General features: G+C 41.8%; 16 protein-coding genes. 12 read left to right on the forward strand and 4 right to left on the reverse strand.

Features of this window, described 5'->3' with window-relative positions; all coding sequences use genetic code 11:
* Positions 1-533: 533 nt before the first annotated feature.
* Genes pdhA through lpdA form a run of 4 tightly spaced genes read left to right on the forward strand, consistent with a single transcriptional unit; the run spans position 534 to position 5331 of the window.
* Positions 534-1616, forward strand: a complete 1083-nt coding sequence (pdhA, locus tag VK080_RS09135; RefSeq protein ID WP_324224460.1) for a pyruvate dehydrogenase (acetyl-transferring) E1 component subunit alpha — start codon at positions 534-536, stop codon at positions 1614-1616.
* A gap of 3 nt (positions 1617-1619) precedes the next feature.
* Positions 1620-2597 carry an alpha-ketoacid dehydrogenase subunit beta gene (locus tag VK080_RS09140; protein ID WP_324224461.1) on the forward strand — a complete coding sequence of 326 codons (978 nt, stop codon included), beginning with the start codon at positions 1620-1622 and terminating at the stop codon, positions 2595-2597.
* 22 nt (positions 2598-2619) lie between these two features.
* Positions 2620-3921 carry a dihydrolipoamide acetyltransferase family protein gene (locus tag VK080_RS09145; RefSeq protein ID WP_324224462.1) on the forward strand — a complete coding sequence of 434 codons (1302 nt, stop codon included), beginning with the start codon at positions 2620-2622 and terminating at the stop codon, positions 3919-3921.
* A 3-nt stretch (positions 3922-3924) separates the two neighbouring features.
* A complete protein-coding gene (gene lpdA, locus VK080_RS09150; protein WP_324224463.1) occupies positions 3925-5331 on the forward strand; it encodes a dihydrolipoyl dehydrogenase in 1407 nt (468 codons plus the stop codon).
* Between the two features lie 441 nt (positions 5332-5772).
* On the opposite strand, the gene VK080_RS09155 is transcribed toward lpdA, so the two are convergent.
* On the reverse strand, positions 5773-7395 hold the full coding sequence (locus tag VK080_RS09155) for a BCCT family transporter (protein ID WP_324224475.1): 1623 nt from the start codon (positions 7393-7395) through the stop codon (positions 5773-5775).
* Between the two features lie 494 nt (positions 7396-7889).
* Between VK080_RS09155 and VK080_RS09160 the strand changes: the two genes are divergently transcribed.
* The 4 genes from VK080_RS09160 (at position 7890) to VK080_RS09175 (ending at position 10534) form a co-directional block, all read left to right on the forward strand.
* Positions 7890-8774 (forward strand): polysaccharide deacetylase family protein, encoded by an 885-nt coding sequence (locus VK080_RS09160; protein ID WP_324224464.1) that lies wholly within the window; start codon positions 7890-7892, stop codon positions 8772-8774.
* A 292-nt stretch (positions 8775-9066) separates the two neighbouring features.
* Positions 9067-9171, forward strand: a complete 105-nt coding sequence (locus VK080_RS09165) for a GapA-binding peptide SR1P (protein WP_324224465.1) — start codon at positions 9067-9069, stop codon at positions 9169-9171.
* 119 nt (positions 9172-9290) lie between these two features.
* A complete protein-coding gene (locus VK080_RS09170; RefSeq protein WP_324224466.1) occupies positions 9291-10256 on the forward strand; it encodes a nitronate monooxygenase family protein in 966 nt (321 codons plus the stop codon).
* A gap of 8 nt (positions 10257-10264) precedes the next feature.
* The gene (locus VK080_RS09175) at positions 10265-10534 is read left to right on the forward strand and encodes a UPF0223 family protein (RefSeq protein WP_324224467.1); all 270 of its coding nucleotides are present in this window, start codon (positions 10265-10267) and stop codon (positions 10532-10534) included.
* Positions 10535-10564: 30 nt separating this feature from the next.
* Here VK080_RS09175 and VK080_RS09180 read toward each other — a convergent pair whose 3' ends face one another.
* Positions 10565-11182 carry a DUF1054 domain-containing protein gene (locus VK080_RS09180; RefSeq protein ID WP_324224468.1) on the reverse strand — a complete coding sequence of 206 codons (618 nt, stop codon included), beginning with the start codon at positions 11180-11182 and terminating at the stop codon, positions 10565-10567.
* 205 nt (positions 11183-11387) lie between these two features.
* Here VK080_RS09180 and VK080_RS09185 point away from each other — a divergent pair, with 205 nt between their 5' ends.
* Both VK080_RS09185 and VK080_RS09190 read left to right on the forward strand, forming a co-directional pair.
* Positions 11388-11582 (forward strand): hypothetical protein, encoded by a 195-nt coding sequence (locus VK080_RS09185; protein ID WP_324224469.1) that lies wholly within the window; start codon positions 11388-11390, stop codon positions 11580-11582.
* A 231-nt stretch (positions 11583-11813) separates the two neighbouring features.
* The gene (locus tag VK080_RS09190; protein ID WP_324224470.1) at positions 11814-12623 is read left to right on the forward strand and encodes an inositol monophosphatase family protein; all 810 of its coding nucleotides are present in this window, start codon (positions 11814-11816) and stop codon (positions 12621-12623) included.
* 13 nt (positions 12624-12636) lie between these two features.
* Here the strand turns inward: VK080_RS09190 and VK080_RS09195 are convergent, their stop codons facing one another.
* A complete protein-coding gene (locus VK080_RS09195; RefSeq protein ID WP_324224471.1) occupies positions 12637-12810 on the reverse strand; it encodes a DUF5325 family protein in 174 nt (57 codons plus the stop codon).
* A 151-nt stretch (positions 12811-12961) separates the two neighbouring features.
* Here VK080_RS09195 and VK080_RS09200 point away from each other — a divergent pair, with 151 nt between their 5' ends.
* Positions 12962-13264 carry a YlaH-like family protein gene (locus VK080_RS09200; protein WP_324224472.1) on the forward strand — a complete coding sequence of 101 codons (303 nt, stop codon included), beginning with the start codon at positions 12962-12964 and terminating at the stop codon, positions 13262-13264.
* A gap of 35 nt (positions 13265-13299) precedes the next feature.
* Here VK080_RS09200 and VK080_RS09205 read toward each other — a convergent pair whose 3' ends face one another.
* Positions 13300-13503 (reverse strand): YlaI family protein, encoded by a 204-nt coding sequence (locus VK080_RS09205; protein ID WP_324224473.1) that lies wholly within the window; start codon positions 13501-13503, stop codon positions 13300-13302.
* 128 nt (positions 13504-13631) lie between these two features.
* Between VK080_RS09205 and VK080_RS09210 the strand changes: the two genes are divergently transcribed.
* Positions 13632-13931 (forward strand): hypothetical protein, encoded by a 300-nt coding sequence (locus VK080_RS09210; protein ID WP_324224474.1) that lies wholly within the window; start codon positions 13632-13634, stop codon positions 13929-13931.
* The last annotated feature ends 36 nt before the right edge of the window (positions 13932-13967 follow it).

Below are 13967 nucleotides of genomic sequence, written 5' to 3' on the forward strand. Positions count from 1 at the left end.
GAAGGAGAAAGTGATAGCGGCGATTCAAATGAATCAGAGCAGGAAAAAGAATCAAATGAATCAGAACAAGAAAAGGAATCAGATGAATAAAACATCTGGTTCTTTTTTGTAACTTAGAAGATTAAATAATGGATAACCTTATAAGAAAAATGTCAGCACTCAGAAGTCCGACCTTTTCCAACATTGATTCAGCCGGTCTATACTAATACAGTTTAATTTTGTGTTGAAACAGATCTTCAATTTTAACGGACAAAAAACATGTAATCGCTGCCATCCTTGGAAAAATCAAAAAAACTAACACAAAACAATTGACCTAAGGCATCATGTGGGCTAAACTTTAAACTGGATCACAAATTGTACCAGTCAATTTTGCTTTTAAAATGTAACAGTTTGCCCGGTTTGCTTCAGGCAAGATTATGATCAATATAAAATGGGAACAAGTTTTAGAGCAAATGGGTACAGTTTTTTTCATATTTCGGGAAGACTGGAAAAGAATATAAAACAGTTAATCAGAAAGGAAGAGGTGACCCATTTTGAAGGATGTACTTGAAAATGTTGAAAGTCAGTTCGAAATGTTCCAGGTTCTTGATGAAAATGGTGAAGTGGTGAATAAAGACTGGATGCCGGACCTTTCAGATGATGATCTGAAGGAACTGATGCGCCGGATGGTTTATACCAGAGTGCTTGATCAGCGCTCAATCGCGTTAAACCGTCAGGGCCGTTTAGGGTTTTATGCACCGACAGCCGGACAGGAAGCATCACAGTTGGCAAGTCATTACGCACTGGAAAAAGATGATTTTATTCTGCCCGCATACAGAGATGTTCCACAGCTGATATGGCATGGTCTTCCGTTGTACCAAGCATTTCTGTTTTCAAGGGGACATTTCCACGGCAATCAGTTCCCGGAAGGCGTTAATGGTCTGAGTCCACAAATTATTATTGGGGCGCAATACACCCAAGCAGCCGGTGTGGCACTTGGTCTGAAAAAACGTGGCAAGAAATCTGTTGCCGTTACATATACCGGTGACGGCGGAACTTCTCAGGGTGATTTTTATGAAGGCATCAACTTCGCAGGTGCTTATGGTGCCCCGGCGATCTTCTTTGTGCAAAATAACCAGTTTGCCATTTCAGTACCGGTTGAACTGCAGACAAATGCAAAAACATTAGCACAAAAAGGAGTGGCTGCAGGTATTCCGAGCTATCAAGTTGATGGTATGGATGTGCTTGCAGTCTATGCAGCTACCAAACATGCCCGTGAACATGCCGTGAACGGTAATGGGCCTACACTGATAGAAACGAATACTTACCGTTATGGTCCGCACACCATGGCTGGAGACGACCCGACACGTTACCGTACGGAAGACATGACAAATGAATGGGAGAAAAAAGACCCGATTGTTCGTTTCCGCAAGTTTCTAGAAGAAAAAGATCTCTGGTCTGAAGATGAAGAAAACAAAGTGATTGAAGATGCCAAAGAAGATATCAAGAAAGCTATCAAACAAGCGGATGATTATCCGAAACAAAAAGTCACTGACTTAATCGATATTATGCATGATGAACTTCCAAACAACCTGCAGGAGCAAATGGAAGAATACAAAGAAAAGGAGTCGAAGTAAATCATGGCACAAAAAACGATGATTCAGGCAATCACTGATGCAATGCATCATGAGTTAAAAAATGATGACAATGTGCTTGTTTTCGGTGAAGATGTTGGCCAAAATGGCGGCGTATTCCGTGCTACAGAAGGATTACAGGATGAATTCGGGGAAGATCGTGTATTTGACACGCCGCTTGCCGAGTCAGGAATCGGCGGTCTTGCTCTTGGTCTTGCAGTGCAGGGTTTCCGTCCGGTGCCGGAAATTCAGTTCATCGGCTTTATTTATGAAGCAATGGATGCCATTAACGGACAGATTGCACGAATGCGCTATCGTTCAGGCGGCAGCAAGTCCGCACCGATCACGATCCGCACGCCATTCGGCGGTGGTGTTCATACACCGGAACTTCATGCGGACTCTTTGGAAGGGCTTATTGCCCAGCAGCCTGGCATCAGGGTCGTTGTTCCGTCGACACCATATGATGCCAAAGGACTCCTGATTTCATCGATTCGCAACAATGATCCGGTGTTTTTCATGGAGCATATGAAGCTTTATCGTTCATTCCGCGGCGAAGTACCTGATGAAGCTTATACGGTTGCCCTTGATAAAGCAGATATTAAACGTGAAGGAAAAGATGTAACGCTTATTGGATATGGTGCGATGGTTCATACTGCATTGAAGGCTGCTGAAGAGTTAGAAAAAGATAATATCGAGGCAGAAGTGATCGACTTACGTACGATATCGCCTATTGATACTGAAACAATTGTTGAGTCAGTGAAAAAAACAAACCGTGTTGTCGTTCTGCAGGAGGCACAGCGGCAGGCTGGAGTTGCTGCACATGTGATTTCGGAAATTCAGGAACGCGCCATCCTTCATCTTGAGGCACCAGTTCTGCGTGTAACGGCACCAGATACCGTCTATCCTTTTTCCCAGGCAGAAGAAGTATGGCTGCCAACGCATAAAGATGTCATCAGCAAAGTAAATGAAGTGATTAACTTTTAATGAATGATTGGAGGTCGTAATTATGGCATATAACTTTAAACTTCCTGATATCGGTGAAGGTATACATGAAGGTGAAATTGCCAAATGGTTCGTTAAAGAAGGCGATGAAGTGAAAGAAGATGACGTGCTGTGTGAAGTCCAGAACGATAAAGCCGTCGTCGAAATCCCTTCACCGGTCGATGGTACAGTAACAAAGGTTCACGTTGACGAAGGCGAAGTAGCTGTTGTAGGCAATACACTGATCTCGTTTGATGCAGAAGGTTATGAATCTGACGACGAGGATGAAGAAGATGAAGGCGAACAGGAAGAAACAGAAAAAGCTGAAGCAGATGCAGAATCTAGCGGCAAAACAAAAGATGATGAAGTAAGTAATGAGCAAAAATCGGAGGATACGGATAAGAAATCTTCTGATGAGAAACGTGTCATTGCCATGCCATCAGTACGCAAATATGCCCGCGATAATGATGTGAACATTCAGGATGTGCAGGGATCCGGTAAAAATGGTCGCATCCTAAAAGAAGATGTTGACAACTACTTGAGTGGTGATCAGCAATCAGATCAGCCTGCTGGTGCAGAAGATGAGAAACAGGAACCTGCAGCAGCACAGGCACCACAAGGCGATTACCCTGAAACACGTGAGAAAATGAGCGGAATCCGGAAGTCAATTGCCAATGCAATGGTCAATTCAAAAACAAAGGCACCACATGTTACGCTTATGGATGATGTGGATGTCACCGAACTCGTTGCACACAGGAAGAAATTTAAAGAAGTTGCCGCTGAGCAGGACATTAAATTAACTTATCTGCCATATGTGGCAAAAGCATTGATTTCTGCGTCGAAAAAATATCCGATCTTAAATGCTGCAGTGGATGATGACACAAACGAAATCATTCATAAGCATTATTACAACATTGGTATTGCGGCAGATACCGACAGAGGGCTGCTGGTACCGGTTATAAAAGATGCTGATCGAAAATCAATTTTTGCCATCTCTCAGGAAGTCAATGAATTGGCAGAGAAAGCTCGCAGTGGTAAACTGTCACCAGAAGAGATGAAAGGTGCTTCCAATACGATTACAAACATCGGTTCTGCCGGTGGTCAATGGTTCACACCAGTCCTTAATTACCCTGAAGCAGCTATTTTGGGAATTGGACGCATTCAGGAAAAACCAGTCGTCCGTGACGGAGAAATCGTTGTAGCACCGGTATTGGCATTGTCACTCAGCTTCGATCATCGAATTGTTGATGGTGCGACGGGACAATTGGCACTGAATCAAATCAAACGTTTATTGAACGATCCACAATTAATTATGATGGAGGCGTAAAGTATGGTAGTAGGAGACTTTCCAATTGAAACAGACACACTTGTGGTTGGAGCGGGACCTGGCGGCTATGTAGCTGCCATCCGAGCTGCCCAGACAGGTCAAAAAGTAACCATTGTTGAGAAGGATAATTTAGGTGGTGTTTGTCTGAACGTCGGGTGTATCCCTTCAAAGGCTTTAATTGAGGCCGGGCATAAGACACAATATGCTTATGGCAATGAGGATTTAGGGATTACAACGGAAAATGTTTCAGTTGATTTTTCCAAAGTTCAGGAGTGGAAAGGACAAGTTGTCAATAAACTGACGTCTGGGGTTGAGAGTCTGCTGAAGGGCAATAAAGTGGATATTGTGAAAGGTGAAGTCTACTTTGTCGACAAAAATACAGTTAAAGTGATGGACGAAAAAAACTCACAGACGTACACATTCAATAACTGTATTATCGCAACCGGTTCTACACCGATTGAAATTCCGAACTTCAAATTCTCAGATCGTGTATTGGATTCCACCGGCGCGTTAAACCTTCAGGAGATTCCTGAAAAAATGGTTGTTGTCGGCGGTGGCTACATCGGTATTGAACTTGGCACTGCCTATGCAAACTTCGGTACAGAAGTAACCATTTTGGAAGGAACAAAAGAGATTCTCGGCACGTTTGAAAAGCAGCTTAAACAGCCTGTCAAAAAAGGCCTGAAGAACAAAAATGTCAATGTGGTCACTGAAGCAATGGCTAAAGGTGTCGAAGAATCAAATGATGGCGTAAAAGTGACATATGAAGCAGGTGGCGAAGAAAAAACAGCTGAGGCGGATTATGTTCTTGTAACCGTCGGACGTCGCCCAAATACGCAGGAGATTGGCCTTGAGCAAGTTGGAATCGACGTAGATGACAAAGGACTTATAAAAATAGATAAGCAATGCCGTACAAGTGTGGACAATATTTATGCAATCGGTGATATTGTTGAAGGTCTGCCGCTTGCCCATAAAGCATCTTATGAGGGAAAAGTGGCTGCAGAAGCTATTGGCGGTAAAAAATCAGAAATTGATTATCTTGCTATCCCTTCTGTCGTCTTCTCTGATCCGGAACTTGCCAGTGTCGGCTATACAGAGCAGGAAGCGAAAGATGCCGGATATGATGTGAAAGCATCTAAGTTCCCATTCGGCGCTAATGGCCGTGCACTGTCATTGAATAACACTGACGGGTTCATGAAACTGATTACGAGAAAAGAAGACGGCTTGGTGATTGGTGCCCAGGTTGCCGGACCAAATGCCAGTGATGTTATTGCAGAAGTCGGGTTGGCAATCGAAGCCGGGATGACAGCTGAGGATATCGCGCTTACCATTCATGCACATCCAACGCTTGGTGAAGTAACGATGGAAGCAGCAGATGTAGCACTTGGAACACCAATTCATACGATGTAAAAACAAGCGGAAACGTAGGTTGAACGAAGACTGATAATATAGCCACGTCCCGTTTTTATGAACAGGACGTGGCTTTTCTTTATACCGCATGTAATGGTCATTAACCCGGCAGAAAACGGCGGCTAACTTCTCATAAATGCCCGATTCTGTTCGGGCCTGCACGATGCAGGTCACAAAGGCGTTGCAACAGGACGCCCGAGTACTTTGCCTTTGTTCCCTTCTTCAGCGGAAAAAGCACCCGCTGAATGAAGTTTCACTTTATGGTTTCGATTAAGCGCTATCATCTTTTTAAACAACTGCATTTATCATCAGTTAGAACTCAAGCCAGCCATACATCAAAAAATGAATAATACAGTCGGAACCTCGGCTTATAGCGCAAGTGCTTTCATTCACAAAATAGCTGTCCAGAATTGGAGATTCCCTTCTGGACAGCTTTGTGCATTAAGATTCTCTTTCATCTTCAGCATCAGGAAGAGTTTTCTGAAATCCTTTACGCTTTTTTCTGAGTTCTTTTCGCAGCTTTGCCCGGAACTCCGGATCATGTTCGCGCTGTTTCCTTTCCATTCGCAATATGCCATGTTCGCTTTTCAGTGCTTTGACGAGCGAAATACACATGAAAATCATTAAAATCGCAAATGGGAATGCTGCAATCAGCATGGCCATTTGAAGTGCCGACAGCCCGCCGGACCACAGTAGAACCGCAGCAATTGCGGCAAGGATAACGCCCCAGATGGCCTTAACTGTCATGCTTGGGTTTAATTTTCCTCCTGTTGTCAGCATGCCAAGCACAAACGTACCGGAATCGGCAGAAGTGATGAAAAAGGAAGAAATCAAGAGCACTGCGACACCGACGACAACAGATGCCAATGGCTGTGACTCAAGAAATGCAAACAATGCCACTTCATTTCCCATTTCATTCATGAGTTGGTGGATAACGCCACCTTCAGCTGTATCCATTTCCAATCCGGCAATACCAAAAATAGAGAACCAAATGGCACTGAATAATACCGGTACGGCCGTTACACCGATGACAAATTCACGGATGGTTCTTCCTCTGGAAACACGTGCAATAAAAGTCCCGACAAATGGTGACCAGCCAATCCACCAAGCCCAGTAAAAGAGTGTCCACGCATCAAGAAACTTCCTGTCACCAGTAAATGCATTCATATTAAATGTCATACTCGGAAGATTTTGCAAGTAGTTACCCATCGTTGTTGTAAATGATTCGATCATCTGCACAGAAGATCCGAGAATGAACACAAAGAGCATCAATGCCACGGCAAGAACAATATTTGCCCAGCTCAGGTACCGAATCCCCCGGTTAATGCCTGTGGTAGCAGAAAGAATAAATAATCCCGTTACAATCAAGATGACAATCAGATTGGTTGTCAGTGTATTTGGAATGCCTTCAAAGGTATAGCTTAAACCGGCTGTAATCTGTGTTGCGCCAAGCCCAAGAGATGTTGCAATACCAAATACAGTAGCAAATACAGCCAGTGTATCAATGGCGATTCCCAAACCGCTTTTAGATCGATCGCCAATCAGTGGTGCAAAAGCGGAACTGATCAAAGCAGGTGCTCGATGACGGAATTTAAAATAAGCCAGTGTTAATGCAACTACCGCGTATGTAGCCCATGGATGGAATCCCCAATGGAATAAGGTGTATTGCATTGACTCTTCTGCAGCAGCTATCGTTTCCGGATCAGCGGATGGCGGTGAATAATAATGTGTTACAGGTTCCGTCACGCCGTAGAATACGAGACCGACCCCCATACCAGCGGTGAACAAAAACGCAAACCAGGTAAAATAACTATATTCCGGCTTATCATCAGGCTTTCCAAGCTTGATTTTTCCATATGGACCAAAGATTAAATACAATGCAAGCAATACAAATCCTGTTGTTACCAATAAATAAAACCAGCCAAATGTATCTGAAATAAAACTGTCAACTAAGCCTAATACATATTCAACATTTGATGGAAAAAAAGCTCCCCAAATAATAAATACAGATACTAATGCAATCGAAACCCAAAATACAGCTGTAATTTTTTTGGAATTAATAATAAGACCTCCCTATATTTTTGTCATAAATTTTCTGGATACGATGAACAGACAACATGTCATCTATTTTTGCATTGTTAATCAATTTTACCCCGAAACTTTTTCCCATGGTTCAACAATTTTCGATGTAAGGTGCATTATATTTTGTCCCAGGTGTCAAATTATAACCACTATGTCTAAATGTTTGCAATGCCCTAGCTAAAGGTCTAGGACGTCCGACAAAGTAAGACAGCTGCGAAACCTCCTGAATCAGTCCCCAAGTGAATCCGCTCCTCCAATGTATTTGTTCTGATGTCAATTTGGCACAGTTTAGTATTTAAACATAATACCCGCTGAAGTTCAACTAAAATATTGTGATTTTATTCTGCCCTTAAATGTTAATGTCATACTGTTTACGTATACCCAAAAAAAGAAGTGTATAAACAAAAAGTATGGTCAAGCTTGTATTGATTGCTATATAATGAAATCAGCAGCCGGGAATATAAGGGGGAGCAATTTTGAAAAACATCATTTGGATTTTATTAGCAATGGGTCTGCTAATGACTGCCTGTGCAGATGAAAAAACAGATGCAGAGAAAACCGGGCAGGATACGGACAAAGAAAAAATAGAGGAATCGGGAACAGATACACCAGATGTTAATGAAAATAAGTCTGAGGATGCCGAAAAGCTGGAAGAACAGTCAGAGCAGGAGCAGACGGTTCAGGAAGAGGTCATGGAACCGGAATATGAAATTGATGAAAATGATTCTTCAATCGTGCCAATCAGTGAGAATGGCAATGAAAAAGCAGTATTGCTGACAATCGATGATGCGCCTGATGAATATGCTTTGGATATGGCTAAAACATTAAAGGATTTGGATGCGAGTGCCATTTTTTTCGTTAATGGTCATTTCCTGGATACCCCCGAGGCAAAAGAAATATTGCAGGAAATCCATGATATGGGATTTGCGATCGGCAATCATACATATCACCATGTCAAGTTGCGCGATTTGCCGACTGAGGAGCAAAAAGAGGAAATCGTCAGCCTGAGTGATCTGATAGAAGATATCATCGGGGAACGGCCACGATTTTTCAGAGCGCCAAACGGTGCTAATACTGATTTTGCAAAACGGCTGGCTAAGGATGAAGGTATGGTAACCATGAATTGGACGTACGGATATGATTATTTTGAACCGTATATGGAGGCTGAAAAACTGGCTGAAGCGATGATTACGGGCAAGGGACCGGAAGTGGACGTTCCTCAAAGTCTGCTGAAACCGGGTGCTAATTTACTGATGCACGATCGCGAATGGACAGCTGCGGCATTGGAAGACATCGTGACTGGTCTGCGTGATAAAGGATATGAAATAGCAGATCCCGCTTTGATTCGAACAGTGGAATAAGGTAAAACTTCATTCAATAGGGTGTTTTTTCCCTGGTGAATGTTAGTTGAGCCGAATTGGACATTTATGGGCAGTTATCTCCCGTTTTTGGGGGACTACTGCCCATTATATGCGGTATTGGCGTAAAAACCAGCTGCACAAATTGCAGCTGGTTTTTCATATATAAAATAGAATATCATATACACAAAAACACTAATCATTAATATGATATACTAATTAAAGATTGACAGCTTAAATATGACATACTATACTTATGTCATAACAACTGTTGAACGAAAAGGAGATGGATCAGGTGGGTACGATTGTTTGTCAGGATTGTCAAGGTATTATTGAGCACTTTGACGATGAAAAAGTAACAACCCTATACGGTACTTGTCCGACTTGCGAACAAAAATGAAGCCGTTTCCAACTATGACTGTATGTTAAACGCATGCAGTTTTTTTGCGTTTAATGTTATTGTATTAGCCATGATTGACCATTATTGATATGATTAAAGAAAAAGGGGGAGGATCAGCAGTGAAGTGGGAGACAGAGATAACGAAATTGTTACATATTAAATATCCAATTGTTCAGGGAGGGCTGGCTTATCTGGCTTACGCCGATTTGGCTGCTGCTGTTTCAAATGCCGGCGGTTTAGGGCAAATAACAGCTATGAGCCTTGATGGTCCGGAATCACTGCGGATGGAAATCCAAAAAGTGAAAAGGTTGACTGATAAACCGTTTGGTGTCAACTTCGCCATTGGACAGCATGGCAGACGTTTTGACCATATGGTGCAGGTGGCTATTGATGAAGAAGTGCCGGTCATATCGGTAACCGGGGGAAATCCAAAAGGCGTTCTCGACATGGTCAAGGATTACCCAATCAAAAAACTGGTCCTGACGGCAGCACGGCGTCAAGCGGAAAAAGCGGAAGAACTCGGTGCGGATGCTGTCATGGTTGTCGGACATGAAGGCGGTGGTCATCTCGGGCGAGGTGATACCGGTACGTTCGTGCTAACACCGCAAGTTGCCGATTCGGTATCGATTCCGGTGATTGCTTCCGGCGGTATCGTTGACGGCCGTGGTATGATGGCGGCATTCGCCCTTGGTGCGGAAGGAATTGAAATGGGGACAAGGTTTATTGCTACCAAAGAATGTATAGACGCACATCAGGCATACAAACAGGCACTGCTTGATGCAGATGAAAATGCTACCGTTGTGATTAAACGTTCGCTTGGTACACCAGCAAGAGCATTGAAAAATCCATGGACCGATGAAATTTTGGAAATTGAAAAAGAGAATGGCAATTATGAATCACTTAAAACACATATCAGCGGTGAAGCAAACAAAGCCTATATTCATGAAGGCAATGAAGCTGAAGGGTTCGGCTGGGCCGGACAGGGGGCTGCACGAATCCAGGATATCCCGACAGTGAATGAGCTGATTGATAACATCATTGCAGAGGCTGACTCCATCAGAAAAAACTGGTTGAAACCGAGGTGAGTGACTCGTTGAACTATCATTATCCATTGGATGATTCCTGGTCAACACAGGAAGTGATTGATGTGGTTAATTTTTTCTCATGTGTTGAAAAAGCTTATGAAAAAAGCGTCAATCGTGGAGAACTGTTGGCAGCATACCGTAAATTCAAACAGGTTGTCCCTGGTAAAAGCGAAGAGAAAAGCTATTTCAGGGATTTTGAAAAAGCATCGGGCTATGCCAGCTTTCCGGTGGTTAAAAAAGCAAGGAACAGTGAGCAATCTGCCATATCCATGAATTAGGAAAAGACCTTTCATCGCGAAAGGTCTTTTTTAACCGATTGAAATTTTGTATAGGGGTGTAAGTGTTTTAAATGTGTTTCTGGCTTCGTCTAAAAATGCCTGACCATCCTGCAATATGGCATTATCCGGTTTAAAATTACGGCCGATGAGGAATTCGGCTTTTTTTACATTTTGAACACGTGTCAGTGCTTTTTCCAAATCGGTTTCGGCCATGTCCGTTGCATCTTTTTTGGTATGATCCAGTGAAATAACATAGTGATCAGGTATAGATTCTTTGATATCGTCTAATTGATCAAGAAAGGACTTGGCAATCTCCTGTTTATACGGCATTTCATAAATATAGGCAAGCCACATAAATAAATGATCATCCCACAGACCAATCTGAAAGTGTGGATGCTTTTTATAACCGCGTTTATTATGACAAAAGGCCATCCATGTATCATTAGGCGGATTTTTCGTTCTTCTTGCATGCTGTGCAATATGTACATACATGTCCTGCCCGGTCATTTCGGAAATACTTGCGGAAAGCTCCTCACCGATTGCTTTGAACTTTGGCTGGATGTGTTCCCGTATGGCTGCCATGCGTTCTTCCAGGCCATCAATGGAGAAAATGTTGAAATCTTTTTCCGAAAACCCTGTAAATGTCATTCAATCATCCTTTCAATCGTTCGATAACCGATTACAGCACTATTATTAGGCAAAAATATCATCCGGTCAAGCCATACCTGTCAACTGAAATGTTTAAAAATTAAAAATGAAGAAATCTAATAAATAAGTGGTTCCATTATCCAGGAACAATTGACAATAAAGCAGCATATAAATAATAAAAGCCATTTGAAAGGTTGTGGGTGACATGAAATATGTCATAGAAGATCTGAGAAAAGAGATGGATCGTCTAAAATTGCCTGTTATCCGTATTGAAATCGATTATGAACTAATGACGTTATATGATGCCATGCAAGCAAATGATAAAGTCCAGATCATTAAATCGAAGGAGAAACTGAAACAATTACGTCTTCAGTTATTGGAACTTTCACTTGAGAAATAAGGAATTCTAAAAGGCATGCCTTTGTTTTTTCTGTGAATACACGGTGGCTGACAATTTATAAACCCCAAAAATTACATATGGAAACTGTACTGGTTCATGTACTTATGTGGGTTTTGGTTTATGATCTGCTGAGATTTCTCCGGAAAGAGGTTGGCCCAAAAGAGCATAAATATGATTCTTACCCTCCAATTTGATATGATGGTACCAGATTGAAGAACTGGAGGCATGTAGATGAACGTGACATTTCGCGATGAACTATTTCAACAGGCAAAAGCGTGGGTACTTGAAGCAGGCGGAACAATCAGGAAAAAAATCAATGATCCGCTGACAGTCAGTACAAAATCAGATCGAAATGATCTTGTAACCACAATGGATAGTGATACAGAGTATTTTTTTATGACGAATATTAAGAGTACATATCCGGATCATCTCATTCTCAGTGAAGAAGGTTACGGTGATGAATTGACGTCACTCAATGGCACTGTCTGGATAATTGATCCAATCGATGGAACGATGAATTTTGTCCATCAGAAACGAAATTTTGCCATATCTGTGGGTATCTATCATGATGGGATTGGCGAAATCGGTTTTATATATGATGTTATGGCTGATGTCTTGTACAGTGCAAAGCGGGGCGAAGGAGCATTTAAAAATGATACGTTATTACCCCGGCTCTCCGGGCAAAAAAGCCTTTATGACTCGATTTTGGGTTTAAATCATTTTTGGCTTTGTGAAAACCGTTTAGTCGAGGAAAGCATCATGCAGGAATTAGTCAAGACTGTAAGAGGCTCAAGGACGTTTGGGTCGGCGGCACTGGAGTTTGCTTACGTTGCAGAGGGGATAATGGATGGCTATATGACAATGGGCCTCTCTGCATGGGATATTGCAGCAGGTATTGTCATTGTAAATGAAACAGGAGGAATGACGACGGACGCTTTCGGTGGTTCAATTAATCTTCTTCAGAAAAGCTCTGTTTTAACCTGTAACCCGGCTATTCAAAAGCAAATCATTGATGATTATATGAAAAAAGGAAGAAAGTGACGCCAGTAAGAAGTCACTTTCTTTTGCGTTTTAAAGATATCCCGAATCCCATAAAAGCGAAACCGAGGAAAATAAATAACAAAACGAACCAAATATTACGAAACGCAATCGCCAGCCCGACAAGAACAAACATAAAAATAACCAGCACTGCCAAGAGCAGCATAGGTAAATCAAGTTTTTTCATCATACACACACCCCATTTTCCATTAACCAGTATACACAATAGCATCTTAATGTTCAAAAGTTGTTGATTTTTCAGCTGGCATGGCAGTGAAAGATTTAGTATAGTAGAAAAAGAAAAGCAGGTATGTTTAATGTTGCAGTAACGGAGGATACAAATGGAACATTTCAGTTTAGTATTTGAATTGATTGTGAATTATCGTGATCGTATTAATGTTTTTTGGACATTTTATGTTATTAACCTGATTCTGGCAGCTATTGCCTATAAACTCGGCTTCGCTAAAGAATTGCCTGTTTTGAAATCGGTTTTGGTTTATATCATGCTTGCATTTGGAATGCTTATTTTAAATTTTTTCAGTATTGTCGGTTACCCGATTACAGACAGTTTGATCGTTATTTGCATTGTTCTGGCTATTTATCGTTACAGGCTGCATTTGCAGCGCAAGTCAAAACAGGCTTAAAAAACTCCCGGTTCAGGGAGTTTTTTAGGTGATCCTTAGATCAAATCTTTTTGCTTTTTCTTCGTGTCATATAACCGGAAACTACCTGTAGCATGTCTTTTTCTCGTCTTATCACCAATCCGGTCATAGCATTCAGAACAAAGATACATATAAATTCGGCGGTTGCGCAGCCGTTTTGCCTGCAATGAATCGTCTTCTACTTCCTCTACAGTATCACATAATACACATTGAACTTTCATTTTTGTCACCCCAAAAATAGGCTCTAAAATTACTATAACACGACAAATACTTGCATGAAAGTGTATGTTTGATGAGAAAATAAATTGGGAAAAGCTTATTAAAAACATAAATCGTAAAGGGTGATTTGATGAAAAAGCGGTATATTGTATCAGTTGCCGGGGCAGTAGGGGCAGGTATCACCGGCTATTTATTGAAAAATCAAGATAGCCGGAACAAATTAAAGACCAAAGTGAAAAAAGGAACTGACAAACTTTGGAATATAAGTCGTGAGGAACAGACTGATTCAACATTAGAAGATGCAGGTGTACCAGACCAGGCAGCAACAAACGATCCGGCTCAGCTTGAAAATGCCAAAATGGTTTCAGAAGGCTCCCAGTTCGGTGTGGAATATTACAATCAAGTTAAAGAAGTAAAAGGCAGAAAATGAATTCGTGAAATTAATAGGTGCTTTCCCGGCGTATGG

Origin of the sequence: Lentibacillus sp., from assembly GCF_035301925.1 — a bacterium.
Classification (GTDB): Bacteria; Bacillota; Bacilli; order Bacillales; family Amphibacillaceae; genus Lentibacillus.

Bases quoted from the DNA above. Each gene is read 5' to 3' on its own strand.
- VK080_RS09140 (WP_324224461.1), top strand. From the start codon at position 1,620: ATGGCACAAAAAACGATGATTCAGGCAATCACTGATGCAATGCATCAT.
- VK080_RS09145 (WP_324224462.1), top strand. From the start codon at position 2,620: ATGGCATATAACTTTAAACTTCCTGATATCGGTGAAGGTATACATGAA.
- lpdA (WP_324224463.1), top strand. From the start codon at position 3,925: ATGGTAGTAGGAGACTTTCCAATTGAAACAGACACACTTGTGGTTGGA.
- VK080_RS09180 (WP_324224468.1), bottom strand. From the start codon at position 11,182: ATGACATTTACAGGGTTTTCGGAAAAAGATTTCAACATTTTCTCCATT.
- VK080_RS09185 (WP_324224469.1), top strand. From the start codon at position 11,388: ATGAAATATGTCATAGAAGATCTGAGAAAAGAGATGGATCGTCTAAAA.
- VK080_RS09190 (WP_324224470.1), top strand. From the start codon at position 11,814: ATGAACGTGACATTTCGCGATGAACTATTTCAACAGGCAAAAGCGTGG.
- VK080_RS09195 (WP_324224471.1), bottom strand. From the start codon at position 12,810: ATGATGAAAAAACTTGATTTACCTATGCTGCTCTTGGCAGTGCTGGTT.
- VK080_RS09200 (WP_324224472.1), top strand. From the start codon at position 12,962: ATGGAACATTTCAGTTTAGTATTTGAATTGATTGTGAATTATCGTGAT.
- VK080_RS09205 (WP_324224473.1), bottom strand. From the start codon at position 13,503: ATGAAAGTTCAATGTGTATTATGTGATACTGTAGAGGAAGTAGAAGAC.
- VK080_RS09210 (WP_324224474.1), top strand. From the start codon at position 13,632: ATGAAAAAGCGGTATATTGTATCAGTTGCCGGGGCAGTAGGGGCAGGT.